Source organism: Pseudomonas sp. ADAK18 (assembly GCF_012935695.1).
GTDB lineage: Bacteria > Pseudomonadota > Gammaproteobacteria > Pseudomonadales > Pseudomonadaceae > Aquipseudomonas.
In genome coordinates this window covers 5,254,200-5,280,421 of the sequence record NZ_CP052859.1, presented here as the reverse complement: position 1 = coordinate 5,280,421, position 26,222 = coordinate 5,254,200, and the positions used below count along the sequence as shown (strand labels likewise).

Genomic DNA, 26,222 nt, shown 5'->3' with positions numbered 1-26,222 from the left:
AATTCAGACGGGTGTGATATTCATTCGCCAGTTTTTACCTTGAGCCTCCCTTGATGCGTCGACTTGCCCGTCCCAAACCTGCCTTTTTTATTCTTCTGTTGATCGCCCTGGTTACCGCCGGGGTGGTTGCGCAGCAATTTCGTCTGTTCGAACGTGCCTGGTTCAATTGGCAAGTCTGGCGCCACCCAGCCGATGAACGCTCCATTGGCCTGGCGGATTATCGCGTTGTGCTGGAAGCGCAGGTCATCGATGGCCTCAACGATGATGTCTCGGCCCTGACCTATGACCCGGTACGCAACAGCCTGTTTACCGTGACGAACAAGAATGCCGAGCTGATCGAGCTGTCCCTGGATGGAAAGCTTCTGCGGCGTATCCCGCTGATCGGGTTTGGCGATGCCGAAGCGGTGGAGTTCATCAGCGAGGACACCTATGTCATCAGTGATGAGCGTGAGCAGCGGCTGATCAAGATCCATCTGGAGAAGGACACGCAGTTCCTCGATATCGCCGATGCCGAACAAATGACCCTCGGCGTGCACCTGAGCGGCAACAAAGGTTTTGAAGGCCTGGCCTATGACTCGGTGGGCAAGCGCCTGTTTGTCGCCAAGGAACGGGACCCAATGTTGATCTACGAAGTGCACGGCTTTCCGCATTTCAAACCGGAAAAGACTTACTCGGTGCACGTCGTCAATAACCCCAAGCGTGATGCCGGGTTGTTTGTCCGTGACCTGTCCAGCCTGCAATACGATGAGCGCAGCGGCCATTTACTGGCGTTGTCCGATGAGTCGTTCCTGGTGTTGGAGCTGGATATCGACGGTCGTCCCTTGAGCAGTTTGTCCCTGCTCAAGGGGCGCCACGGCCTGAGCAAGCGTGTGCCTCAGGCCGAAGGGATTGCGATGGACAACGATGGCACGCTGTATCTGGTCAGTGAGCCGAACCTGTTCTATGTCTTCAAAAAGCCCGCAATCTAAAGACGAACACCGAAACCTGTGGCAAGCGGGCTTGTTGTGGCGAGCGGGCTTGCCCGCGTTGGGCTGCGTAGCAGCCCCATCAAGATCGCCGCATTCTTTCAGAGAGTTCAGCGCCAGGTTTTAGGGCTGCTGCGCAGCCCAACGGGGGCATGCCTCCTCGCCACAAAGAGGTTCGATCAGAACATCCACTGCACGCCCAAGGAATAGCCGGTCTGGCTGCCCTCGGCATGCCCCAGTCGGCTGTTCACTTCGGCATACAGCCCCAATTGCGGGGTGATCGCCAATTGGCTGCCGATTTGCGCGCGGCCAAAGCTCTTGTCCACTGAACCCAGTTTGGCAGTACGCGCCTGGCCATCGGCACGGGCGGTCAGGTCGAGATCGTCCAAGCGGCCATCCGCCAGTTCCTTGACCCAGGCAATGTCGCCGTAGGGCATCAGGCTCAGGCCATAAGGCAGGGCGACGGCGCCGCGCACACGCCATCCGAGGCTGGCTTCCAGGGAGTCGAAGGATTGTTCTTCGTACTCCAGGGCGGTGCGCAGGTTTTGCTTCTCGTGGAATTTATCGATGCGGTAGTGGCTGTAATCCAGCCCGGCAAACGGTCCGCTCTTGATGGCGCCGAAGTCGAAGTCATAGCCGCCCAGCACTCGTGCGCCAAGGGACAGTGCGTCGGTTTCTCCGGTCAGGCGCTGGTTGAGCAACACTGGACCGCCGTTGGCCTGGATCACCAGATTGCGCTTGGAGTCGAAGCTGCTGTGGCCGATGCTCAGGTCACCGGCCAGCCAGCTTGGGCCGCCATCGTTCAACAGGGCGTACACCGCAGCCTGCCAAGTGTCGCTGTCTAGTTTGCCGCGGTGTTCCAACTTGTCGCGACCGTTGAGGTAGCTGAGGCTGGCGCCGATATTCAGGCTTGGGTTGAGCTGGTAGTCACCCAAGGCATGTAGGCCCAAGCGCCGGGCTTCGGGATTGAGGGCGGTGTCGAAGCCGCTGTCCGGATTGTATTCGCCGTCCACGCCAATCTCGCCATCAAAGCTGCCCACCTCGCGGCTGGCCGCTTGCAGGGTCAGCCAGCGCCGGTCGTGCAGGCGCACCATGGACTGATGCTGACGCTGCAGGTTGTCCTGCATATTGCGTGCAACCGCACCGCCCGATGCGGTGGACGCCATCAAGTCGGCGTTGGTCAGTTCCAGTACCAAGCGGCTGAGCAGGCGCGAATAGTCCCGCAGGCGCTGGTCGATGCGTTCTTGGCCGAAGGCATCGGTCAGTACGGCCTTGTTGTCTTCCTTGGGGTCGTGCCAGGTCGAGCCACCGGGGATTTTCGGGTTGTCGGTCTGGGTGTAACCGTCCAGATCCCCCAGCTCCCAGTTGGTGGCTTCGACATAGAGGATCGGGATGTTGAGCGGCTCGAAGGGCTCGCCGTCGCTGCAGCAGCCAGTGCCCTTGGGGTACTTCGGGTCGAGGCCGGGGTTGGTGAACAGGTTGATGTTCAATTCCTTGGCAATCTGGAACGTGTGCTCGCGCAATGAGGCCAGGGCCGGGTTGGCGGTGCTGTTTTGGCCGGCGTGGGCGTACATCATGTCGCCGGTGATCAGGCTGTCGAGGTTGATCATCGCCAGCATGTTGGCCCGCTGGCTGGCACTCAGTGAATTGACGAAGGCCTTGGAGCCGCGCAGGCCTTCTTCTTCGGCGCCAAAACCGACGATTTGCAGGCCGTTTTCCAGTTGCAGTCCACCCAGGTTCTTTGCCACTTCTGTCAGTACGCTGGCGCCGGAGCCGTTGTCATCCAGGCCTTGCAGGGTCGGGCGACCAAAGAAGGTATCAAAGTGCGCGCCGATCACCACGTACTGCGCCTTGGTGCCGGCGGCGTAGGCGACTACGTTTTGCGAGGCGCGATTGGTGCCGCCGGCTGTCCAGGAAAAATCCTGGCGGCTGATGCTGTAGGCGTTGCCCATCTGGCTCTGCATCCAATCGGCGGCGCCAGCGAAATTAGCCGTGCCGCGATAACGGCCGGGGTAGTCATTGATCAGCTTTTCCAGGGTGGTGTTGGCGTGTTGGCCGTAATCGTAGGCCAAAATCTGAGTCGACAGCAGGGCACTGGCCACGCTGATAGCGAGCGCTAGAGGCTTGATCACAAGGTCGTCCTTGAGGTGATTGGGATTGGAAAGCCGAGACCGTCTGCACAATGCGCGCCTCATTCCTTGGGCGAGCGCGAATTGGCGCATTGTTAAACGCTGGGGTCGCTTGGCTGTAATTTGTAACGAATTTGATACTAAAGGCGGCGAGGGATGCCGTGATGGAATGCGCAGTTTCGGGCGAGCGTGGGCCTGAGTGCTGCGAAAAGTAGCGTTTTTGTTACATATGCATCGAGTAGAACTCGGTCAAATGTGGGAGCTGGCTTGCCTGCGAATGCGGTTGTAGCTGCTGCATTCGCGGGCAAGCCCGGCTCCTACATAAAGCAGGGTGCAATTTAAGCCTTGAGGGTTTTCACACCGTCAGCGGTACCCAGCAGCAACACATCCGCAGGACGCGCCGCAAACAAACCATTGGTGACCACGCCCACTATGGCATTGATCTGACGCTCCAACTCCACCGGGTTGGTGATCTGCATGTTGAACACATCAATAATGATGTTGCCGTTATCGGTCAGCACGCCCTCGCGGTACACCGGGTCGCCGCCCAGTTTCACCAACTCGCGGGCCACGTGGCTGCGGGCCATCGGGATCACTTCCACCGGCAGCGGGAACGCGCCGAGCACTGGCACCAGCTTGCTGGCGTCGGCAATGCAGATAAAGGTCTTGGCCACAGCCGCGACGATCTTTTCGCGGGTCAGGGCTGCACCGCCGCCCTTGATCAGGTTCAGGTGCTCGTCGCTTTCATCGGCGCCGTCGATGTAGAACTCCAGGTCGCTCACGGTGTTGAGCTCATACACCGGAATGCCATGACCCTTGAGCCGTGCGGCAGTGGCTTCGGAACTGGCAACCGCGCCGTCGAACGCGCCCTTGTGCAGGGCCAGCGCATCGATAAAGCAGTTGGCGGTGGAGCCGGTGCCGACACCGACGATGCTTTTATCGTCGAGTTTAGGAAGGATTAAATCGACGGCGGCCTGGGCCACTGCCTGTTTGAGTTGATCCTGGGTCATGCGGGCTCCGGAACGGGCGGGGAGTAAAGAGGGGCGCGAGTATAACCCAACAAAACCTCTGTTTTCGTGTGGTCGCCCGGCCAAACGCTGGGTTAGACTCCTTGGCCCTGCCCAACCCGCCCAGTGATGCTTTCCGATGCTCGAACAGTACGTCAAAAAGATCCTCACCTCGCGCGTTTATGACGTTGCCGTAGAAACCCCATTGCAGACCGCTCGCCAGCTCTCCGAGCGTCTGGGCAACAAGGTCTGGCTCAAGCGCGAAGACTTGCAGCCGGTGTTCTCCTTCAAGATCCGTGGCGCTTATAACAAGCTGACCCAACTGACGGCCGAAGAACGCGCGCGTGGCGTGGTCACCGCCTCGGCGGGCAACCATGCCCAGGGCCTGGCCCTGGCGGCCAAGGTGCTGGGGGTCAAGGCCACCATCGTGATGCCCAAGACCACCCCGGAGATCAAGGTTGAAGGCGTGCGTTCCCGTGGCGGCAAAGTGGTGCTGCACGGGGACTCTTTCCCCGAAGCCTTGGCGTATTCGCTGAAGCTGGTCGATGAAAAAGGCTACGTCTACATTCACCCTTACGATGATCCGCACACCATTGCCGGGCAGGGCACCGTGGCGATGGAGATTCTGCGCCAGCATCCGGGTCCACTGGACGCGATTTTTGTCCCGGTGGGCGGCGGCGGTTTGATCGCTGGCATTGCAGCCTACGTGAAGTACCTGCGCCCGGAGATCAAGATCATCGGCGTCGAGCCGGACGACTCCAATTGCCTGCAAGCCGCCATGGCCGCCGGTGAGCGCGTGGTATTGCCGACCGTGGGCATCTTCGCCGACGGTGTGGCGGTGGCGCAGATCGGCCAGCACACCTTCGACATCTGCAAGGACTATGTGGATGAAGTGATCACCGTCAGCACCGATGAAATCTGCGCGGCGATCAAGGACATCTACGACGACACACGCTCTATCACCGAGCCGGCCGGTGCCCTCGGCGTGGCCGGGATCAAGAAGTACGTGGAAACCCGTGGCGTCACCGGGCAAACCCTGGTGGCCATCGACTCCGGTGCCAACGTCAACTTCGACCGCCTGCGCCATGTGGCCGAGCGCGCCGAACTGGGTGAAGGCCGCGAAGCCATCATCGCCGTGACCATCCCTGAGCAGCCGGGCAGCTTCAAGGCCTTCTGTGAGGCGGTGGGCAAGCGCCAGATCACCGAATTCAACTACCGCTATCACTCGGGGAGCGAAGCGCACATTTTCGTCGGCGTGCAGACCCATCCGGAAAACGATCCGCGCAGCGCATTGATCGCCAGCCTCACCAGCCAAGGTTTCCCGGTGCTGGATTTGACGGAAAATGAACTGGCCAAGCTGCACATCCGTCATATGGTCGGCGGCCATGCGGCGCGGGTCAGTGATGAAGTAGTGTTTCGCTTCGAGTTTCCGGAGCGTCCCGGCGCGTTGTTCAACTTTCTCAATAAGTTGGGCGGACGCTGGAACATCTCGATGTTTCACTACCGCAACCACGGCGCAGCCGACGGTCGTGTGGTGGCCGGGCTGCAGGTGCCGGCCGACGAGCGTCATCTGGTACCCGCGGCGCTGGCAGAAATCGGCTACCCGTATTGGGATGAAAGTGATAACCCGGCCTATCAACTGTTCCTCGGTTGAGCGACTACGCTGACTGGGCGGCCTTTAAGGAATCGAGAACATGGAAACGCTGACAACCCTCAAAGTGATCCACATTGCGGCCACGGTATTGCTGCTGCTCAGCGGCCTGGCGCTCGCCGTGCTGGCCTGGCGTAAACGCAGCGCAGGCCCGGCCTACACCGTGCAACGCCCGTGGGCGTTTGTCTGGCTGTTGATGGGGATCTGCGTGGTGAGCATGCCGTTCACCGGCTGGTGGCTGGTGCATTTGATCGGCTGGCCGCTGGGGCAGACCTGGATCCTGGGCTCCAGCGTGATCTACACCGTGGCAGCGCTGAGCTGGTTCTGGTTGGTGGCGCGGTTGAATCGCCTGCGGTTGGGCGGTTCGGGGAGTCTGAACTTCACCTTGGCACTGGCGGTAGTCAGCCTGGTGGGGTTTGTCGCGATTGCCGGATTGATGGGCGCTAAGCCGGTCTAAGGTTTTAGATCTTGTGGCGAGCGGGCTTGCCCGGGTTGGGCTGCGAAGCAGCCCTAAAACCAGCCGCCTCATTCTGTCTGAGAGAGCTCAGTGTCCTTGATTGGGGCTGCTACGCAGCCCAACGCGGGCAAGCCCGCTCGCCACAGGGTTATCAGCCGCGCAGGCTAATCACCGGCCAGCCACGCTTCTGGGCCTCAGCCCGCAAATTCGGATCCGGATCTACCGCCACCGCATGCGTCACCTGCTCCAGCAACGGCAGGTCATTCATTGAGTCGCTATAGAAATAGCTGTCTTCCAGGTTATACCCGGTCTCTTCCAACCACCGATTCAACCGCGTCACCTTGCCCTCGCGAAAGCACGGAATGTCAGTGCTGCGTCCGGTGTAACGGCCATCGGCCATTTCGCATTCCGTAGCGATCAGGGTTTCAACCCCCAAACGCTCGGCAATCGGCGCGGTGACGAAACGATTGGTGGCGGTGATGATGACCAGCTTGTCACCGGCAGCCCGGTGTTTGGCCAATAACTCAACGGCCTGAGGCAACATGATCGGCTCGATGCAGTCGCGCATGTAGTCACGGTGCCACTCGCCCAACTGAGCCATCTCGGTACGGCCGAGGATTTCCAGGCAAAAGTTCAGGTACTCGGCGTTATCCAGCTTGCCCGCCAGGTAATCCTGGTAGAACTCGTCGTTACGGGCCTTGTAGGCCACCGCGTCGAGAATCCCGCGTTCACACAGGTAATCGCCCCAGGCGTGGTCGCTGTCGCCGCCCAAGAGTGTGTTGTCCAAGTCGAATAAAGCCAGGCGCATTGCAGTTACTCGCTGAAAAGTCTGTAAAAAGGCGTCCAGAATACGGTCTTTTCACAAGAGTGCACATAAGGTAAGCAGCCTCGTTGCCGCTGGAACAACCTTTGTGGAACAATGCGGCGACATGCGTTTGCGAGGTTGTTGCCGTGATCGACCCCGATGGTTTCCGTCCTAATGTCGGGATTATTCTTACGAATGATGCCGGACAGGTGCTATGGGCTCGCCGTATCAACCAAGATGCCTGGCAGTTTCCTCAAGGTGGAATCAACCCCGACGAAACCCCTGAAGATGCCTTGTACCGCGAGTTGAACGAAGAAGTAGGCCTTGAACGCGAAGATGTGCAAATTCTCGCCTGCACCCGAGGCTGGTTGCGCTATCGTTTGCCGCAACGTCTGGTGCGTACCCACAGCCAACCGCTGTGTATCGGCCAGAAACAGAAATGGTTTCTCCTGCGCCTGATCTCCAATGAGCAGCGGGTGCGGATGGATTTGACCGGTAAACCGGAATTCGATGGCTGGCGTTGGGTCAGTTATTGGTATCCGTTGGGCCAGGTGGTGACATTCAAGCGCGAAGTTTATCGTCGCGCTCTTAAAGAGCTTGCCCCGCGCCTTTTATCGCGCGACTGACGACGGAGTTCGACCCCGAGCCATGCTCAATACGCTGCGCAAGATCGTCCAGGAAGTTAACTCCGCCAAGGATCTCAAGGCGGCGTTGGGGATTATTGTGTTGCGCGTCAAGGAAGCCATGGGCAGCCAGGTCTGCTCGGTTTACCTGCTGGACCCCGAGACCAACCGTTTTGTGCTGATGGCGACGGAGGGCTTGAACAAGCGCTCCATCGGCAAGGTCAGCATGGCGCCCAATGAAGGTCTGGTGGGCCTGGTGGGGACGCGTGAAGAACCCCTGAACCTCGAAAATGCCGCCGATCACCCGCGTTATCGCTACTTTGCCGAAACCGGCGAAGAGCGTTACGCCTCGTTCCTCGGTGCGCCGATCATTCACCACCGCCGCGTTGTCGGCGTGTTGGTCATCCAGCAGAAAGAGCGCCGCCAGTTCGACGAAGGTGAAGAAGCCTTCCTCGTGACGATGAGCGCGCAATTAGCCGGGGTTATCGCCCACGCCGAGGCAACGGGCTCGATTCGCGGCCTGGGTCGCCAGGGCAAGGGCATTCAGGAAGCCAAATTTGTCGGCGTACCCGGTTCACCCGGGGCTGCTGTCGGTACGGCGGTGGTCATGCTGCCGGCTGCCGATCTCGATGTGGTGCCGGACAAGACCATCACCGACATCGACGCCGAAATCAAACTGTTCAAGACCGCCCTCGAAGGCGTGCGCAATGATATGCGTACGTTGTCGACCAAGCTCGCCACCCAGCTGCGGCCCGAAGAGCGTGCGCTGTTCGACGTCTACCTGATGATGCTCGACGACGCGTCTCTGGGCAGCGAAGTCAAGGACGTGATCAAGACCGGCCAGTGGGCCCAGGGCGCCTTGCGCCAGGTGGTCACCGATCACGTCAACCGTTTCGAATTGATGGACGACGCCTACCTGCGCGAGCGCGCCTCGGACGTGAAGGACCTCGGTCGCCGTCTGCTGGCCTACCTGCAGGAAGAGCGCTCCACCACGCTGGTCTACCCCGACAACACCATTCTGATCAGTGAAGAACTGACCGCCACCATGCTCGGCGAAGTGCCGGAAGGCAAACTGGTGGGCCTGGTCTCGGTATTGGGCTCCGGCAACTCCCACGTCGCGATCCTGGCCCGGGCCATGGGCATTCCGACGGTGATGGGCCTGGTGGACCTGCCGTATTCCAAGGTCGACGGCATCGAAATGATCGTCGACGGCTACCACGGTGAGGTCTACACCAACCCCAGCGAAGTGCTGCGCAAGCAGTACGCCGAAGTGGTGGAAGAAGAACGCCAGCTGTCCCAGGGCCTCGACGCCCTGCGCGAGTTGCCGTGCGTGACCCTTGATGGTCACCGTGTACCGCTGCTGGTCAACACCGGCCTGCTGGCGGATGTGGCTCGAGCGCAACAGCGCGGCGCGGAAGGGGTGGGGCTGTACCGCACTGAAGTGCCGTTCATGATCAACCAGCGTTTTCCGAGTGAGAAGGAGCAGCTGGCGATTTATCGCGAGCAACTGTCCGCCTTCCATCCGTTACCGGTGACCATGCGCAGCCTGGACATTGGCGGCGACAAGTCACTGTCATATTTCCCCATCAAGGAAGACAACCCCTTCCTTGGCTGGCGCGGTATTCGTGTCACCCTCGATCACCCTGAAATTTTCCTCGTCCAGACCCGCGCCATGCTCAAGGCCAGCGAAGGCCTGAACAACCTGCGCATCCTGCTTCCCATGATCTCCGGCACTCACGAGCTGGAAGAAGCCCTGCACCTGATCCACCGGGCCTGGGGCGAAGTGCGCGACGAAGGCGCCGACGTGCCGATGCCGCCGATTGGTGTGATGATCGAAATCCCGGCGGCGGTGTACCAGGCCAAGGAACTGGCGCGGCAGGTGGACTTCCTTTCCGTCGGCTCCAACGACCTGACCCAGTACCTGCTGGCCGTGGACCGTAACAACCCACGGGTGGCCGACCTTTACGACTACCTGCACCCGGCGGTGCTGCAAGCCTTGCAGAACGTGGTGCGTGACGCCCATGCCGAAGGCAAGCCGGTGAGTATCTGCGGTGAAATGGCCGGTGACCCGGCGGCGGCGGTGCTGTTGATGGCGATGGGCTTTGACAGCCTGTCAATGAACGCCACCAACTTGCCGAAAGTGAAATGGATGCTGCGCCAGATCAACCTGAGCCGGGCCAAGGAGCTGCTGGCGGAGTTGATGACCATCGACAACCCGCAAGTTATCCACAGCTCGCTGCAATTGGCGCTGAAAAACCTTGGGTTGGCGCGGATGATCAATCCGGCTTCGGCGAAGACCCTCTAAACCCTATGGCGAGGGGCTTTTGTGGCGAGGGGACAAGCCCCCTCGCCACAAAAGCCGTCCAGTTAAACGCGGAGTTCAACCTCACCCAGCTGCCCGCCATACGGTCCAAAGCTGCGCTCAACGATATGCCGCGTCCCATCGGCATTCACAATCAACGCCGTACTCGCCCGCGTCCCGTAACTGGGGCTGGCAATAAACACACTCGACAGCAAACTCTCAGTCGCCAAGCCCACGCCGGTATCTGGCAGGTCGGCAAAAGGCGCGGTCTGCGGGTCGCTCAGAATCCCCAGCAACGCTTCAGGTCGCGGATCTTCCAGCACTTCAGCCAGCGCCGCCTTGGCTTTCAGCAGCTTCGGCCACGGCGTATCCAGCCCGGCATTGGATAATCCATAAACTCCAGCCTTCAACCGAGTGGGGTCAGTGTCATTGGCGTTGTAATGCCACAACTCATCCTGCGTGCCGACCAACAGGTTAAACCCGGCATATTCAATCGATCTGCCGTTAACGTCGGCCAAATAGTCGTCAATCGGTAGCGAGCCACTGAGAAAGCGAGCCACCAGCTCGCCCCGGGATTTACGTGCTGGCGGCTGGTGCGGGTCACGAATATTGGTCAGCGCCGCAAAGCGTCCGTCCGCGCCAACCCCCAGCCAGGTGCCACCCGCCTCCTGATCCCGTCCGGCATAGACGTGCGGTGTATCCGGCCATTGGGCCAGCGGCAGGCTGGGCCGGGCATAGAATTCATCACGGTTGGCCGCGACGATCAGCGGCTGGGCATGGCCAGGCCGCCAGGCAAAAACAATCAGGCACATAAGGTGATCCCTTTGTGTTTTTCACCACTCTACCCACAGAACCGTCGGCTATCCATCGTATCCAGTTGGGCCGCATGCCTTCCTTCCGTTAACATGCCGGTCTGATTTTGGGAGCATCCATGGAATTTCTGCTGTATTTGCTGCTGGGCGCCTGTGCCGGCACGCTCGCCGGGTTATTCGGCGTGGGCGGCGGGATCATTATTGTGCCGGTGCTGGTATTCAGTTTCACCTTGCAGGGGTTCGATCCCTCGGTGCTGACTCACCTGGCGGTCGGCACGTCCCTGGCGTCAATCATCTTCACGTCGATTAATGCGGTACGCGAGCATCACCGACGCGGTGCGGTGCGTTGGCCGATTTTTGTGTGGATGGCGGTGGGGATTCTGCTGGGAGCGGGCCTTGGGGCGCTGACAGCGGAGGCGATTTCCGGGCCGCACTTGCAGAAGATCATTGGTGTGTTTGCCCTCGTGATTGCTCTGCAAATGACCTTGGAGCTTAAACCCAAGGCCAGTCGAACGGTGCCGGGCAAGTTCGGTCTGACCCTGGCGGGCGGTGTGATCGGCTGGTCTTCGGCGATTTTCGGCACGGGCGGCGGTTCGCTGACCGTGCCATTTTTGACCTGGCGTAGCGTGCCGATGCAGCAGGCGGTGGCCACCTCGTCGGCCTGCGGCTTGCCGATCGCCCTGGCCAGTGCATTAAGTTTCATGATTTTGGGCTGGCATGATCCGTTGCTGCCCGCTCATAGTCTCGGCTTTGTGTATCTGCCGGCGCTGCTGGGCATTGCCCTGACCAGCATGGTGGCAGCTCGCTTTGGCGCGCGGCTGGCGCATCGGTTGTCACCGCGTCTGCTCAAGCGATTGTTCGCCGGCTTGCTGTTTTGCGTGGGTTTGAACTTCTTGTTGTAAAAAAAGTGGCTGTAACGAAGGCTTAATCGCGCACCGGCATGGTCCGGCGCGTCATGACTAAATGTTTTAACGAGGAGTCGCAATGCTGCCTTACCCGCAGATCGACCCGGTGGCCCTGGCCATCGGTCCGCTGAAAATCCACTGGTACGGGTTGATGTACCTGATCGGTATCGGCGGTGCCTGGCTGCTGGCTTCCCGGCGCCTGAACCGTTTCGACCCGACCTGGACCAAGGAGAAGCTCTCCGATATGGTGTTCTGGATGTCGATGGGGGTCATCGTCGGCGGACGACTGGGGTATGTGCTGTTCTACGACCTGAGTGCCTACATCGCCAACCCGACCCTGATCTTCGAGGTGTGGAAGGGCGGCATGGCGTTCCACGGTGGGTTTATCGGCGTGATGATCGCGGCTTGGTGGTTTGGCCGGCGCAATGGCAAGTCGTTCTTCCAACTGATGGACTTTGTCGCACCGTTCGTGCCGATCGGCCTGGGCGCCGGGCGCATTGGTAACTTCATCAACGCCGAGTTGTGGGGCAAGCCGACCGACGTGCCGTGGGCCATGGTGTTCCCGCCGTTCAGCGACCCGGCACAACTGCCGCGCCACCCGTCGCAGCTGTACCAGTTCGCGCTGGAAGGTGTGGCGCTGTTCCTGATCCTCTACATCTTTTCGCGTAAACCACGCCCTACCATGGCGGTATCGGGCATGTTCGCGTTGTTCTACGGGATCTTCCGCTTTGTCGTCGAGTTAGTGCGGGTGCCGGATGCGCAGTTGGGCTACCTGGCGTGGGGTTGGGTGACCATGGGTCAGATTCTCAGCCTGCCGATGATCCTCGCCGGCCTGGGCATGCTGTGGTGGGCTTACAATCGCCCACAACCGATCAAGAACACCGCGCTTTAAATTCGAACGCCGAGGCTCAAGGGCCTCGGCTTCAACGATACAGGTACTGTCATGAAGCAATATCTCGACCTGGTTTCCCACGTCATCAAGAACGGCACCAAACAGGCCAACCGTACTGGCGTGAACACCATCAGCTTTCCCGGGGCGATGTTGCGCTTTGACCTGCAGGAAGGTTTCCCGGCGATCACCACCCGCAAGATGGCCTTCAAGTCGGCTATCGGCGAGATGTGCGGCTTCCTGCGTGGGGTGAACAACGCCGCCGAATTCCGCGCCCTGGGCTGCAAGGTCTGGGACCAGAACGCCAACGAAAACGCCCAGTGGCTGGCCAACCCGTTCCGCCAGGGCGACGACGACCTTGGCGAGATCTACGGCGTGCAATGGCGCAAATGGCCAGCGTACAAGCAGATCCCGCTGAGCAATCAGGCAGCGATCGAGCAAACACTGGCTCAGGGTTACCGTCAAATCGCTGAAGGCGAAGAAAACGGTCAGGCCTACGTGGTGCTGTACAAGGCCATCGACCAGATTCGCCAGTGCGTCGACACCATCATCAAGGACCCGGGCAGCCGCCGTATTCTGTTCCACGGCTGGAACTGCGCCCAGCTTGATGAGATGGCGCTGCCGCCGTGCCACCTGCTGTACCAGTTCCACCCGAATGTCGAGACCCGGGAAATCTCCCTGACCCTCTACATCCGCTCCAACGACCTGGGCCTGGGCACGCCGTTCAACCTGACCGAAGGCGCTGCGTTGCTGAGCCTGATCGGGCGCCTGACCGGCTACACGCCGCGCTGGTTCACCTATTTCATCGGTGATGCCCACGTCTACGAGAACCACCTGGACATGCTCAATGAGCAGCTCAAGCGCGAGCCGTTCGCCGCACCGAAGCTGGTGATCAGTGATCGCGTGCCGGAGTTTGCCAAGACCGGTGTGTACCAGCCTGAGTGGCTGGAGTTGATCGAACCGAGCGATTTCTCGCTGGAAGGTTACGAGCACCATGCGCCGATGACGGCGCCAATGGCGGTGTAACAAACAAGTCGATCTCTGTGGCGAGCGGGCTTGCCCGCGTTGGGGCGCGAAGCGGCCCTAAGTCAGCCGCCGCGATCAGTCAGTAAATCCGCAGTGGCCTTTATGGGCTGCTGCGCAGCCCAACGCGGGCAAGCCCGCTCGCCACAGAGGCGTTTTTAATGCCCGTGGCTTCTGCCCACATGGGAATGCTCCGCTTCACTCGCCGTCACCCCTCCGCTGACTTCCAGCCGCTGCAAAATCCCGCATTGATCGGCCTCCGGCCCTGCGCCACAGCGTTGGCGCAGGACGAGCAGTTGTTCCTGCAGCGCCATCAGTCCATCAATCCGCGCCTTGACGTGGTGGATGTGTTCGTCGATCAACGCATTGACGCTTTCGCACTGGTCCTGAGGACTGTCGCGCAAACCCAGCAGGCTGCGGATTTCTTCCAGGGTCATGTCCAGGCTGCGGCAGTTGCGGATGAAGGTCAGCCGCTCGGTGTGGGCCTGGGTGTACAGGCGATAGTTGCCGTCACTGCGCGCAGGCGGCGGCAGCAGGCCTTCTTTCTCGTAATAACGGATGGTTTCTACCTGGCAATCCGTCAGTTTTGCCAATTCGCCGATCTTCATCGCAGCAATCTCCAAAAGGGTGCTTGACCCTATAGTGGCTACAGGGTCTTTACTTGGCAACAGGCACCTTTACGGACGCGACCAATGAGCGATTCCATTCACACCCCAAACAAGGCCCATGCTGGCCACGATCACGATCACGATCACGATCACGATCACGATCACGATCACGATCACGATCACAGCCATGCCCATAGTCACGACCATGGTCATAGCCATGATCACGGCGCAAAGCTCAAGCCTGTGCAAAAGGAAAAGCACGACCATGCCAGCCATGGCGGTTCCTGCTGCTCCAGCGATGCTGCGCCTGCGCTGGTAAAGCTGACCGAAGCCCCCACTGCGGGCTCGCGGCTGAGCACCTTCCGTATCGAAGCCATGGACTGCCCCACCGAGCAAACGCTGATCCAGAACAAACTGGGCAAGCTCGCCGGTGTGCAGCAACTGGAATTCAACCTGATCAACCGTATCCTCGGCGTGACCCATGATCTGCCGAGCACTGCGCCGATCATCGAGGCCATCAAATCCATCGGCATGCAGGCCGACCCAATCGAAGAGGGCGTGGCACCGGCCGCGCCGCCTGCGAAGAAGCACTGGTGGCCGCTCGCCCTGTCCGGCATCGGCGCCCTGGGTGCCGAAGTGCTGCACTTCACCAACGCCGCCCCTACGTGGGTGATTGCCCTGGTGGCGCTGGTGTCGATCTTCAGCGGCGGCCTCACCACGTACAAGAAGGGCTGGATTGCCCTGAAAAACCTTAACCTGAACATCAATGCCCTGATGAGCATCGCCGTGACCGGCGCGATCCTTATCGGCCAGTGGCCCGAAGCGGCGATGGTGATGTTCCTGTTTACTGTGGCTGAGCTGATCGAGGCCAAGTCCCTCGACCGTGCACGCAACGCCATCAGTGGCCTGATGCAGATGACGCCGGAACAGGCCACGGTTCGCCAGGCCGATGGAAGCTGGGCTGAACAGGACGCCAAAACCATCGAACTGGGTGCCATCGTGCGGGTTCGTCCCGGCGAGCGCATTGGCCTGGACGGTGAAGTCACCTCCGGCCAGTCCACCATCGACCAGGCGCCGATTACCGGTGAAAGCCTGCCGATCGAAAAGACCGTGGGCGATAAAGTCTTCGCCGGCACCATCAACCAGGCCGGGTCCCTGGAGTACAAAGTCACGGCGGCGGCCAACAACTCCACCCTGGCGCGGATCATCCACGCCGTGGAGCAGGCTCAGGGTTCGCGAGCACCGACCCAGCGGTTTGTCGACAGCTTCTCCAAAATCTACACCCCGGCAGTATTTCTCTTCGCCTTGGGCGTGGCGCTGATCCCACCGCTGTTCATGGCGGGCGCCTGGTTCGACTGGATCTACCGTGCACTGGTGCTGCTGGTGGTTGCTTGCCCGTGTGCGCTGGTGATTTCCACTCCGGTGACCATCGTCAGCGGCCTGGCTGCTGCCGCTCGCAAGGGCATCCTGATCAAAGGCGGTGTGTACCTGGAGGGCGGTTACAAGCTCGACTACCTGGCCTTGGACAAGACCGGCACCATCACCCACGGCAAACCGGTGCAAACCGATTACCTGGCGCTGTTCCCCAACGTTGCAGACATGGCGCCGGCCCTGGCTGCGAGCCTGGCGGCGCGTTCCGATCACCCGGTGTCCCTGGCTATCGCTAATGCGGCTGTGGATAAGAAGCTGCCGGTGCACGCTGTGGATAACTTCGAGGCCCTGACCGGTCGCGGTGTGCGTGGCGACATCAACGGCGAAACCTACTATTTGGGCAACCACCGTCTGGTGGAAGACCTGAACCTGTGCTCGCAAGCCCTGGAAGAAAAACTCTTCGCCCTGGAAAAACAAGGCAAGTCCGTGGTCCTGCTGCTGGACAAGTCCGGCCCGATGGCACTGTTCGCCGTAGCGGACACCGTCAAAGACAGCAGCCGCGAAGCCATCCAGCAGTTGCATGACCTGGGCATCAAGACCCTGATGCTCACGGGTGACAATACCCACACCGCTCAGGCGATTGCGGCCCAGGTCGGCATCGATCAGGCCCAGGGCGACCTGTTGCCTACCGACAAGCTGCAAGCCATCGAAACCCTCTACGGCAAGGGCTACCGTGTCGGCATGGTCGGCGACGGCATCAACGACGCCCCAGCCCTGGCCCGTGCCGAGATCGGTTTTGCCATGGCGGCAGCCGGTACCGACACCGCCATCGAGACCGCCGATGTGGCGTTGATGGACGATGACCTGCGCAAGATTCCGGCATTCATTCGGTTGTCGCGGCAAACGTCGAGTATCCTCAAGCAGAACATCGCCTTGGCGCTGGTGATCAAGGCGATCTTCCTTGCCGTCACCTTCCTGGGCATGGCCACCATGTGGATGGCGGTGTTCGCCGACATGGGCGTGAGCCTGCTGGTGGTATTCAATGGTCTGCGCCTATTGCGCAAATAGTCGATGAGAGGGTGGTGTGCTGAGTGCCGAGCTGAAGGCGTTTTACATGGTCGCCCGCCTGGGCAGCATTACCCAGGCGGCGAAAAAGCTCGGCCTGAGCCAACCCACGGTGACCACCCAGATTCGTCACTTGGAAAGCCAATACTCGGTTGAGCTGTTCTACCGAGGCGGCCGCCGCCTCACCGTCAGCGACGAAGGCGCGCGGTTGCTGCCGATGGTCAAGGCGCTGTTGCAGCAGGAAAGCGATATTGAGTTTTTCCTGCGCAACAGTGGCCAGGTCCAGGGCGCGTTAAGAATTGCGGCGACAGCGCCGTATTACATCCTCGACTTGGTCAAGACCTTCCGCGAACGGCTGCCCCATGTCGAAGTGTCGGTGGAAATCGGCAATTCCCAGCAGGTGCTGGAAGCATTGGACGAATACCGGGTCGATGTCGCCGCTTCGTCGCAACTGCTGGAGGATCCACGCCTGATTCGTCGTGTGTTGGGCATGGACCCACTGGTACTGGCGGTGCATCGCAATCATCCGCTGGCGTCGCTCGACCATGTGTCGTTGAACGCCCTCGCCGGGCACACCTTGCTGATGCGCGAGCCGGGCTCCACCACACGCCGGCTGACCGAAGAAATGTTGCAGGGCGCAGGCGTGAGCTACGGGCCGCTGCTGGAGATTGGCAGTCGGGAGTCGATCCGGGAGGCGGTGTTGCGCAACATCGGCATCAGCATCATTGCCCGCCAGGAAGTGCCCCATGACCCGCAGTTGCGGGTGCTGAGCATCGAAAATGCACCGCAGATTCCCGAGTATTTGTACTGCCTCAAAGAGCGCAAAGGCGCGCGATTACCGGCGGCGTTTCTGGGGTTGGCGCAGGAAATGTCGCCGCTCTGAAGGCCATTCTCGAGCAAGTCGAATCGTCGCACCGCCGCTCCCACACTTGACCGAGTTCGACCTTTGGAATGCGGTCAAATGTGGGAGCGGCGGTGCGACGATTCGACTTGCTCGCGAAAGCGGTAGGCCTATCACCATCCCCCTACAGTCCTACCCAAATCCACCAATACCACTATCGCCCAGTTTTGCCTCCCTGCCACACAAGGGACGCATTCACTCCCTAGGATGGCCTTCATCAGTTCGATGAGGTGCCTCCATGAACACAGCCCTGACCAATCCCGGCGCTCCGATGAAGGTGCGCGGCGTGCAGAAACGCTTCGGCGCGTTTACCGCACTGGACAACGTATCCCTCGATGTCGCTGCGGGCGAACTGGTGTGCCTGCTGGGCCCGTCCGGCTGCGGCAAGACCACCTTGCTGCGTTGCATCGCCGGCCTGGAACGTCAGGACAGCGGCGAGTTATACCTGGGTGATCGCGACGTTTCCCTACTGGCACCTCAGGCTCGGGACTACGGCATTCTGTTCCAGTCCTACGCCCTGTTTCCCAACCTCACTGTAGAAGCCAACATCGGCTACGGTTTGACCGGCAGCGGCCGCGATGAAGTGCGCAAGCGCGTCGGGCAAATGCTGGAGCTGGTCGGCCTGCTCGGCAGCGAAAAGAAATACCCCGGCCAACTGTCCGGCGGTCAGCAGCAGCGAGTCGCGCTGGCCCGTGCGCTGGCACCGGCACCGTCGTTGTTGCTGCTGGACGAGCCGATGTCTGCCCTCGACGCCCGCGTCCGCGAGCACCTGTGCACCGAGCTGCGTCAACTGCAGCGCCGCCTGGGCATCACCACGTTGATGGTCACCCACAACCAGGACGAGGCTATGCTGATGGCCGACCGCATTGCCGTGATGAACAACGGCAAGGTCGAGCAGTACGCTACGCCCCAGGAAATCTACGATCGCCCGGCCACGCCGTTCGTGGCCGAGTTTGTGGGCCAGGGCAACTGGCTGCCGTTCAGCCGCAACAGTGACAGCCACGCCCAGGTCGGCGGGATGAACATGCGCTTGGCCGATAACGCCAACAAGGCTGCCTCAGGCCGCTTGTTCTGCCGCCCGGAAGCCATCAGCGTCAATCCGCCGGTGCATGAAGAAAACCTGTTCCCAGCCAAGGTCCGTGAGATCACCTTTCTCGGCAATCGCTGCCGCATGAGTTTTGAGTTGGACCAATTGCCCGGCCATCCGCTGTTGGCGGAGCTGGCACCGGAAGCCATGCCACGCCTGGGCGCCCAAGACATCTGGGTCGCGCTGCCGCCCCGCAGCTTGCAGGTGTTTGCCTGAGATGCCTGCCGACATGACGCTGCCGATACCCGATAACGTGGCTCGCCAGGTTTCCCGTGCCGAACTCGGCGACCGTATTTTCGTAGTGGGCGGCAAGCTGGTGTGGTTGCTTCTGCTGGGCATCGCCGTGTTGCTGCCGCTGCTGGCGATCTTCTGGCGCGGCTTCAGCAGCGAAGACGGGCAGGGCGGTGGCCTGGTCGCTGCAAAAGAACTGGTGACCAGCGACAACTTCCACTGGTTGCTGGGCAACAGCCTGAAGGTTTCCCTCAGCGTTGCCGCTATCGTCGTACCGCTGGCCTACCTGTTTGCCTACGCCCTGCAACGCACACTGATTCCTGGAAAAGCCATCTGGCGTGGCATGTCGTTGCTGCCGTTGATGGCGCCTTCGATGCTGCCGGGGATCGCACTGGTCTATCTGTTCGGCAACCAGGGCATGCTGCGCGGCTTGCTGTCAGACAACATCTACGGTTTCTGGGGCATCGTCCTCGGTGAAGTGATCTACACCTTTCCCCATGCGCTGATGATCCTGCTGTCGGCGTTGTCCCTGGCAGATGCACGGCTGTTTGATGCCGCGTCGAGCATGGGCGCAAGCCCGGCCCGGGCGTTTCGCAGCATCACCTGGCCGGCGACGCGCCAGGCAGTATTCGCCGCGTTTTGCTTGGTGTTCACCCTGACCATCACCGACTTCGGTGTGCCCGTGGTGGTGGGTGGCGATTACCAAGTGTTGGCGCTGGAAGCCTACAAAGCGGTGGTCGGCCAACAACAATTCGGTCGAGGCGCCTTGATTGGCATGGTCCTGTTGTTGCCGGCGTTGTTCAGCTTTGCTGTGGATGCCTGGCTGCGCCGTCGTCACGGCGACTCCATGAGCGGCCGCGCCCAAGTCTTCCAACCCGCACCATCGCGACTGCGGGATGGGTGCTACCTGGCCATCGTGCTGCTGATCTGCGCGGTACTGTTGCTGGTGTTCGGCATGGCCGTTTATTCGTCGGTGGTGAAGTTCTGGCCTTACAACCTGTCGCTGTCGCTGAACCACTATCAGTTCAACGACACGGCAGGCGGCGGCTGGCTGGCCTATCGCAACAGCCTGACCATGGCGTTGTGCACGGCGTTGATCGGCAGTGTGCTGATCTTCACTGGCGCCTACCTGATGGAAAAAACCAAGGGCCAGCGTGGCCTGAACCTGGCGCTGCGCATGCTCAGCTTCGTACCGATGGCTGTGCCGGGGTTGGTGCTGGGCCTGGGCTACGTGTTCTTTTTCAACCTCAACGGCAACCCGCTGCATGTGTTGTACGGGACCATGACGCTGTTGGTGGTGTGCACCATTGCGCACTATTTGACCACCGCACAGATGACCGCCACCACGGCCCTGCGCCAGCTGGACGCTGAGTTCGAAGCTGCCGCACTGTCCCTCAAGGCGCCGCTGTACCGCCACTATCTGCGGGTCACCGTGCCGATCTGCCTGCCAGCGTTGCTGGACATCGTGCGCTACCTGTTCGTCTCGGCGATGACCACCGTTTCGGCGGCGATCTTCCTCTACAGCCCCGACACCATCCTCGCTGCTGTTGCCGTGCTGAACATGGACGATGCCGGCAATGTTGGCGGAGCGGCAGCCATGTCGACCCTGATTCTGTTTACCTCGGCGGGTGTGTCCCTAGTGCTGGCCTGGGCATCACGCGGTTTGTTGCGTCGCTCCCAAGCCTGGCGCACCACCGCCCCCGGCCAATAAATCTGCCCCACAACCATAAAGGAACTGCACCATGTTCAAGCCCCTGGCGTTAGCCGCTGCTGTGCTCACTGCGTTCAGCCTGAATGCCTATGCCGCAAAAACCGAGTTGACCGTGTACACGGCCCTCGAAGCCGAGCAGTTGAAGACTTACAAGCAAGCCTTCGAAAAGGCTAACCCGGACGTGGAAATCAAATGGGTGCGCGATTCCACCGGGATCATCACCGCCAAGCTGCTGGCCGAGAAAGCCCGCCCGCAAGCGGATGCTGTCTGGGGCCTGGCTGCTTCCAGCCTGGCGATCCTCGACCAGCAAGGCATGCTGCAAAGCTATGCGCCGAAAGACCTGGACAAGATCGGCGCGAATTACCGTGACGTCGCCAATCCGCCAGCTTGGGTCGGCATGGACGTGTGGGCTGCGACTATCTGCTTCAACACCATCGAGGCCGAAAAACAGGGCCTGACCAAACCGGGGAGCTGGCAAGACCTGACCAAGCCTGAATACAAAGGCAAGATCGTCATGCCGAACCCGGCGTCGTCCGGCACCGGCTTCCTCGATGTCAGCGCCTGGTTGCAGACCTTCGGTGAGAAGCAGGGCTGGGAGTACATGGACGCACTGCACCAGAACATCGGCCAGTACGTTCACTCCGGTTCCAAGCCGTGCAAGTTGGCGGCATCCGGTGAATTCCCGATCGGTATTTCCTTTGAGTACCCGGCGGTACAACTGAAGCGCCAGGGCGCGCCGCTGGACATCGTGTTGCCGAAAGAAGGCCTGGGCTGGGAAATCGAAGCCACCGCTGTCATCAAGGGCACCGCCCACGAGGAGGCGGCGAAAAAACTGGCTGACTTCTCCGCGAGCCCGGCCGCGATGGAGCTCTACAAGGAAAACTTTGCGGTCCTGGCACAGCCGGGCATTGCCAAGCCGCAGACCGAATTGCCGGCGGACTATGAGCAACGGCTGATCAAGAACGACTTCGCCTGGGCCTCGAAAAACCGCGACAGCATCCTGACGGAATGGCGCAAGCGCTATGACGGCAAGTCGGAGAAGGTGGCCGGTCAGTAAGATTTTCGTTTGGGCTGATGGCCTCATCGCGGGCAAGCCCGGCTCCCACATTCGACCGAGTTCTACCTTTGAAATGAGGTCAAGTGTGGGAGCGGGCTTGCTCGCGATAGCGGTCTCGAATTCAGGAAACATCTCCATGACACACCACAGCGACCTACTGATCATCGGCGCCGGCATCCTCGGCCTGTCCCACGCCTACGCCGCCGCCAAGCGTGGCCTCAAGGTCAAGGTATTCGAACGCAGCGCTACGCCGTTGGGCGCCTCGGTGCGCAACTTCGGCCAGGCGCTGGTCACCGGCCAGCCGCCTGGAACCATGCTCAATCTGGCCCGTGAAAGCCGCGACATCTGGGCTCAGTGGGCGCAGCTTTCGGGCCTGCAACTCAAGTGCAATGGGTCCTACCTGTTCGCCCGCAACGAAGCGGAAGAACACCTGTTGGAAGCCTTTTGTGCCGGACGTGCGCAGGAGCACGACTATCGCGTCGAGCTGCTCCAGGGCACGGCAATGAACGACCTGTACGGCGGCCAATTCTGCCACCACCGCGCCGCACTCCACGGCCTGGACGATCAACAGGTGTATTCCCGCGAGGCCATCCCCGCACTGATCAACTACCTGTGTCGCGAGCTCAAAGTGGAGTTTCACTTCTCCACCCTGGTGCGTGACATCGAACCCGGCCAGTTGCACAGCACCGCCGGCAGCTTTCGCGGCGAGCAGATCATTGTCTGCTCCGGGCACGACTACCAGACGCTGCTGGCCGAGCAGATCGCCGAACTCAGTCCGCAGATCTGCCGGCTGCAAATGCTGCGCGCCAGGCCGCAGGTAAATTTGAATCTGCAACACGCGCTGTTGACCGGCCTCAGTTGCGTGCATTACGGCGCCTTTGCCGACTTGCCGGAAGCGGCGCCGGTGCAGGCGCAAATCCTGCGGGACGCACCGCACCTGCACGAAAATGGCATCCACCTGCTGATCAGCCCCACGCCGTATGGCGAGTTGATCATTGGCGATTCCCACCATTACGGCAGCGATCCCTCACCGTTCAACGCAGAGCAAGTGGACGACTGGATGATTGAGTTGGCCGAGCAGACGTTGGGTTGCAAGATACAAGTCACGCAGCGTTGGCAGGGCGTCTATGGTTCCCGTGGGCCGGGGCCGTTTTCCTTCCTGCGGGCGGCGCCGGGTGTGAGTGTCGCGCTGATGCACACGGGCGTGGGCATGAGCGTCGGGCCGGCGATGGCCGAGAACAATATCGCGCAACTGTTGGGGGAGAAGTAATGAGCACTGAACAGGTGATCGCTGAGGTGTTTGGCTTGTACGAGCAACATGGCGCCGCCGATTACATTGGCGAACCGGTGTCGCAGATCGAGCACATGTCCCAGGCTGCGCAGTTGGCCATGGCGGAAGGTTTCGATGATGAAGTGGTGCTGGCGGCGTTCTTCCACGACATCGGGCATATCTGCGGCCAGGGTGGCGAGAACATGGGGGGCTACGGTGTGGTCAGCCATGAACGGCTAGGGGCTGACTATCTACGTCGGGCCGGTTTCAGCGAGCGGATGGCAAAGCTGGTGGAATACCACGTCCAGGCCAAGCGCTACCTGACTTTCAGCCAGCCGGATTACTACGCCCGATTGAGTGAGGCCAGTCGTCGCACCCTGGGTTATCAGGGCGGGGTGATGAGCGCGGACGAGGCGCGGGCGTTCGAGCAGGATCCGCTGTGCACCGTCAGTTTGCGCATGCGCCATTGGGATGAGCAGGCCAAGGAAATGCACGTGCCGGTGCTCGACCTCGATGTTTTGAAGGCCAAGGCCCGGCAGTTATTGGCGGCTTAGGTTTCGTCCAGGCGCAGGGCCAGGGCTTCGATCTGTTCCTGGCGTTCGGCCTGGCTCAGTTTCGGGTGCGGATTAAGGGACGACCATTGCGGATGGGCCCGCGCCTTGTTCAGCGCTTCCGGCAACTTGCCCTCGCGCCAAGTCTTGTCCTGAGGTGTGTCGACCTTGATGCTGTGCATGGCCGCGTGGCCGCGCAGGTTCAGGGCTTTGAGCAGTTGCCGTTGGCGCAAGGCCAACAGGCGTAGCACGCTGTCGTCGACGGTCAGCTCGCGCTGGCCTTTGATCTTGCCCAGCAAACGGCTGCCGTAGCTACGGGCGGTTTGCAGGGCGCCACCGGCGATCGCGCCGGCCAGGGCCGCCGCGCCCAAGGTCAGGCCGCCCACCAGTAAGTCGACACCGGCACCCGCCGCTGCGCCCGCCGCAATCCCGCTACCCACCCGCACGCCCAATTGCTTGAGGGTTTCCGGGTTGAACAAGTCATCGCCCCAGCGCCCGTCCAGCAGCGGCAAATCGCTGGCGGCAGCGTCTTGCGGGCGAAAGCCGAATAGCTTGAGCAAGGCTTCGACACAACGTTGTTCCCGCTGACGCACGGCTTTGCGCAGTTCACTGATGGCTTGCTGTTCGGCCTCTGCCTCGCTGACCACACTGCGTCGGCAGGCGGCGCAGTCCACCAGCAGCTCAGCAATCAGGCGTGCGGCGCTTTGCTGGCGGGCCTGGCGTTGGGCTTCCTGGTCGAGGATCAACCGTTCCAGTTGCCCACGGGAGTTTTCCAGCAGCAGCGCGAGGCTTTCATAGAGTCGGCGCTCGCCGTCTTCCGGCGGTGCCACGCTGTCGAAACGCACCAAAGCATGCAGGCCAAGGCGGGCCAGGGCTTCGCGCCAGTCCGGTTCACGGTGGTCGCTGCTGCTGACAAAGTTGAGCACCGGCAGCAGTGGCTTGCCGCAACTGGCGAGCACTTGTAACTCGTCGCGGTACTTGGCCAGCACCGGTTCGCGGGCGTCGATGACATAGAGGCCAGCGTCGCAAGCCAGCAGTTGGCGCAGGACTTTGGCTTCCTGCTCGAAACGCTGCCGGGCTTCGCTGCCTTCCAGAAACCGCGCCAGCCGTGCCGGGCCATCGAGGCGCTCGCCGGGGCGATCCAGGCGCTCGAGGTAGTCGAGCAGGGCGATGGCGTCTTCCAGGCCGGGTGTGTCGTACAGTTCCAACAGGGCTTCGCCGTCCACCGACAGGCGCGCACCTTCGACATGCCGGGTGGTGCTGGGACGATGGGAGACTTCGCCAAAGCCCACGTCCCGGGTCAGGGTGCGTAGCAGCGAGGTCTTGCCGACGTTGGTGTGGCCGACTACGGCGAGTTTCAGCGGTTTAGTCATGGCCCGTCTCCAACCAGTTCAGCGGCGCACAATCGGCGAACGGCAGTTCAAGCTGTTGCAACGCGGTGTGCCAGTCGCCGAGGCGTTCAGCGTCCAGGGCCTGGCCGGCGGGCGCTTGCAGCAACCAGACGCGCGTGGCTGTGGCGCTACGGGCCAGTTCGGCAATCAGCGCCAGGCTACCGCGATCCGGCGAGCGACGCGGGTCGCAGGCAATGGCCAGCCGCGCGGGTGGAAAGCGGGTCAGTTGTTCCAGCAGTTTGTTGCGCGATTCGCGGCTATCGAGGATGCCGGCGTCTTTGATGGAGGCCGGCAGCTTTGGTGGCCAGGGACGTTGGTCGTCCAGTTCGATGGCTACCAGTAAGGCACCGTCGCTTTCCAGCTCGCTGACGCCACCTTCGACGTGATGCAGTTGCTCAGGTGCAGCGTCGTTGACGCCAAGCCGTTCACTGCTGGGCATCAACCGTTCACGCAGTGCGCTGTAGCCGGGCAGGTTAAGGTCCAGGTGTAAACCTGCGCGCCCGCGTTTCCAGCGCCATAGGCACAGCAGGGCGAGGATCAACCGAGGCAGGATGCCGTAGACCAGCAGCACACCGACGAGCCAGGCAGCCCAGGCCTGGCGGGCACTTTCGATATTCAGGGCCGAGTCGCCGCTGGCGCGGATCATTTCGACGGTGGGCACGTTAAAGCCCAACAGCGCGGGCAGGGTGCCGAGGGTTTGGGTCACACTGACAAAGGTGTCGGCCCCCAGGATGGTGGTTTCCCAGACAAAGCCGTAGCGCCGGGTGGCCAGCAGTGTCAGCAGGATCACCATCGCGCTGAGCAAGGCCAGCAGCCACAGGCTGTTGACCAGGATGCCGACGGCCCAGCGATTGAGTTTCTGACGTTGCAGCAATAGCAGCAGCGCCGGGGCCAGTTGCGCAGCCTTGGCGTCACGGGCGAGTTTTTCACTGAGCCACAACCACAGGCGGCCAAGGCTGGCGCTGTGCTCGCCGGCAAACACCAGGCCCAAGGCCCAGCTCAACAACAGGATCAGGTTCAAGCCCAGCAGACTGCCCAGGGCCCAGAACACATTCACCGGCGTCAGGCCGTTGCCCAACGCCGCAAAAGCCAGGCCGGCACCACTGACGATGGCGACCACCGCCAGCAGGATCAACGCCAACCGCGCGCCTTGCAGCCAGCGGCCGAGGGCGGCGCTCAGGCCATCACGCTCGGCCAGCCACAGGGCGCGGTTTTGAATGCGCGTTGGCAGGTCGCCGCCAGTGCTGCGGGCCTGGCGATTGGCTTCCTGGTCTTCGAGCGGGCCTGCGTGTTCCTCGCGCAGGCGCACGGTTTCTGTCAGCCAGAGTTTTTGCAGGGGGTTCAGTGCAGTCACGCGCCGTCCTGTTGAGCAAGTGAGGTTGGAGCATAACCGCTGGAGCGCCGGTTGGGG

Annotated in this window: 22 protein-coding genes; 15 read left to right on the top strand and 7 right to left on the bottom strand. The window is 61.3% G+C overall.

The features are described from left to right. The first annotated feature begins 53 nt into the window (after positions 1 to 53). Positions 54 to 968 carry an SdiA-regulated domain-containing protein gene (locus HKK55_RS23975; protein ID WP_169356873.1) on the top strand — a complete coding sequence of 305 codons (915 nt, stop codon included), beginning with the start codon at positions 54 to 56 and terminating at the stop codon, positions 966 to 968. Between the two features lie 176 nt (positions 969 to 1,144). On the opposite strand, the gene HKK55_RS23970 is transcribed toward HKK55_RS23975, so the two are convergent. Further along, entirely contained in the window at positions 1,145 to 3,097 is a 1,953-nt protein-coding gene (locus HKK55_RS23970; protein WP_169356872.1) for an autotransporter domain-containing protein, read from the bottom strand. A gap of 335 nt (positions 3,098 to 3,432) precedes the next feature. Beyond that, positions 3,433 to 4,104: a ribose-5-phosphate isomerase RpiA gene (gene rpiA / locus HKK55_RS23965; protein ID WP_169356871.1), complete on the bottom strand. Its 672-nt coding sequence runs from the start codon at positions 4,102 to 4,104 to the stop codon at positions 3,433 to 3,435. Between the two features lie 136 nt (positions 4,105 to 4,240). Between rpiA and ilvA the strand changes: the two genes are divergently transcribed. Continuing rightward, complete coding sequence (gene ilvA / locus HKK55_RS23960; RefSeq protein WP_169356870.1) at positions 4,241 to 5,755, top strand: threonine ammonia-lyase, biosynthetic; 1,515 nt, start codon at positions 4,241 to 4,243, stop codon at positions 5,753 to 5,755. Between the two features lie 40 nt (positions 5,756 to 5,795). Then, positions 5,796 to 6,209 carry a DUF2269 family protein gene (locus tag HKK55_RS23955; RefSeq protein WP_169356869.1) on the top strand — a complete coding sequence of 138 codons (414 nt, stop codon included), beginning with the start codon at positions 5,796 to 5,798 and terminating at the stop codon, positions 6,207 to 6,209. Between the two features lie 151 nt (positions 6,210 to 6,360). On the opposite strand, the gene HKK55_RS23950 is transcribed toward HKK55_RS23955, so the two are convergent. Continuing rightward, positions 6,361 to 7,017, bottom strand: coding sequence for an HAD family phosphatase (locus HKK55_RS23950; RefSeq protein WP_169356868.1), 657 nt, complete (start codon positions 7,015 to 7,017; stop codon positions 6,361 to 6,363). Between the two features lie 143 nt (positions 7,018 to 7,160). Between HKK55_RS23950 and HKK55_RS23945 the strand changes: the two genes are divergently transcribed. Next, positions 7,161 to 7,640 carry an RNA pyrophosphohydrolase gene (locus HKK55_RS23945; RefSeq protein WP_053128161.1) on the top strand — a complete coding sequence of 160 codons (480 nt, stop codon included), beginning with the start codon at positions 7,161 to 7,163 and terminating at the stop codon, positions 7,638 to 7,640. A gap of 22 nt (positions 7,641 to 7,662) precedes the next feature. Next, positions 7,663 to 9,942 (top strand): phosphoenolpyruvate--protein phosphotransferase, encoded by a 2,280-nt coding sequence (ptsP, locus tag HKK55_RS23940; RefSeq protein ID WP_169356867.1) that lies wholly within the window; start codon positions 7,663 to 7,665, stop codon positions 9,940 to 9,942. Positions 9,943 to 10,004: 62 nt separating this feature from the next. On the opposite strand, the gene HKK55_RS23935 is transcribed toward ptsP, so the two are convergent. Continuing rightward, entirely contained in the window at positions 10,005 to 10,751 is a 747-nt protein-coding gene (locus HKK55_RS23935) for an NRDE family protein (RefSeq protein ID WP_169356866.1), read from the bottom strand. Between the two features lie 119 nt (positions 10,752 to 10,870). Between HKK55_RS23935 and HKK55_RS23930 the strand changes: the two genes are divergently transcribed. The 3 genes from HKK55_RS23930 (at position 10,871) to HKK55_RS23920 (ending at position 13,571) form a co-directional block, all read left to right on the top strand. Next, positions 10,871 to 11,653, top strand: coding sequence for a sulfite exporter TauE/SafE family protein (locus HKK55_RS23930; protein ID WP_169356865.1), 783 nt, complete (start codon positions 10,871 to 10,873; stop codon positions 11,651 to 11,653). Positions 11,654 to 11,735: 82 nt separating this feature from the next. Beyond that, the gene (gene lgt / locus HKK55_RS23925; RefSeq protein WP_169356864.1) at positions 11,736 to 12,548 is read left to right on the top strand and encodes a prolipoprotein diacylglyceryl transferase; all 813 of its coding nucleotides are present in this window, start codon (positions 11,736 to 11,738) and stop codon (positions 12,546 to 12,548) included. Between the two features lie 51 nt (positions 12,549 to 12,599). Further along, positions 12,600 to 13,571: a thymidylate synthase gene (locus HKK55_RS23920; RefSeq protein ID WP_169356863.1), complete on the top strand. Its 972-nt coding sequence runs from the start codon at positions 12,600 to 12,602 to the stop codon at positions 13,569 to 13,571. Positions 13,572 to 13,726: 155 nt separating this feature from the next. Here HKK55_RS23920 and cadR read toward each other — a convergent pair whose 3' ends face one another. Then, the gene (cadR, locus tag HKK55_RS23915; protein ID WP_155583679.1) at positions 13,727 to 14,176 is read right to left on the bottom strand and encodes a Cd(II)/Pb(II)-responsive transcriptional regulator; all 450 of its coding nucleotides are present in this window, start codon (positions 14,174 to 14,176) and stop codon (positions 13,727 to 13,729) included. 84 nt (positions 14,177 to 14,260) lie between these two features. Between cadR and HKK55_RS23910 the strand changes: the two genes are divergently transcribed. The 7 genes from HKK55_RS23910 (at position 14,261) to HKK55_RS23880 (ending at position 23,423) form a co-directional block, all read left to right on the top strand. Next, positions 14,261 to 16,615, top strand: a complete 2,355-nt coding sequence (locus tag HKK55_RS23910; protein WP_169356862.1) for a heavy metal translocating P-type ATPase — start codon at positions 14,261 to 14,263, stop codon at positions 16,613 to 16,615. A gap of 16 nt (positions 16,616 to 16,631) precedes the next feature. Next, on the top strand, positions 16,632 to 17,495 hold the full coding sequence (locus HKK55_RS23905; protein WP_169356861.1) for a LysR family transcriptional regulator: 864 nt from the start codon (positions 16,632 to 16,634) through the stop codon (positions 17,493 to 17,495). A 256-nt stretch (positions 17,496 to 17,751) separates the two neighbouring features. Continuing rightward, complete coding sequence (locus tag HKK55_RS23900) at positions 17,752 to 18,816, top strand: putative 2-aminoethylphosphonate ABC transporter ATP-binding protein (protein WP_169356860.1); 1,065 nt, start codon at positions 17,752 to 17,754, stop codon at positions 18,814 to 18,816. Between the two features lies 1 nt (position 18,817). Continuing rightward, entirely contained in the window at positions 18,818 to 20,542 is a 1,725-nt protein-coding gene (locus tag HKK55_RS23895; protein ID WP_169356859.1) for a putative 2-aminoethylphosphonate ABC transporter permease subunit, read from the top strand. 31 nt (positions 20,543 to 20,573) lie between these two features. After that, positions 20,574 to 21,599, top strand: coding sequence for a putative 2-aminoethylphosphonate ABC transporter substrate-binding protein (locus HKK55_RS23890; protein WP_169356858.1), 1,026 nt, complete (start codon positions 20,574 to 20,576; stop codon positions 21,597 to 21,599). A gap of 136 nt (positions 21,600 to 21,735) precedes the next feature. Then, the gene (locus HKK55_RS23885) at positions 21,736 to 22,869 is read left to right on the top strand and encodes a TIGR03364 family FAD-dependent oxidoreductase (protein ID WP_169356857.1); all 1,134 of its coding nucleotides are present in this window, start codon (positions 21,736 to 21,738) and stop codon (positions 22,867 to 22,869) included. Beyond that, positions 22,869 to 23,423, top strand: a complete 555-nt coding sequence (locus HKK55_RS23880; protein WP_169356856.1) for a phosphonate degradation HD-domain oxygenase — start codon at positions 22,869 to 22,871, stop codon at positions 23,421 to 23,423. The genes HKK55_RS23885 and HKK55_RS23880 overlap by 1 nt, the downstream gene beginning before the upstream one ends. Here the strand turns inward: HKK55_RS23880 and HKK55_RS23875 are convergent. Both HKK55_RS23875 and HKK55_RS23870 read right to left on the bottom strand, forming a co-directional pair. Then, positions 23,420 to 24,793, bottom strand: a complete 1,374-nt coding sequence (locus HKK55_RS23875) for a GTPase/DUF3482 domain-containing protein (RefSeq protein ID WP_169356855.1) — start codon at positions 24,791 to 24,793, stop codon at positions 23,420 to 23,422. The genes HKK55_RS23880 and HKK55_RS23875 overlap by 4 nt on opposite strands. Then, on the bottom strand, positions 24,786 to 26,165 hold the full coding sequence (locus HKK55_RS23870) for a DUF2868 domain-containing protein (protein ID WP_169356854.1): 1,380 nt from the start codon (positions 26,163 to 26,165) through the stop codon (positions 24,786 to 24,788). Before HKK55_RS23870 ends, HKK55_RS23875 begins: the two co-directional genes overlap by 8 nt. Positions 26,166 to 26,222 lie beyond the last annotated feature (57 nt).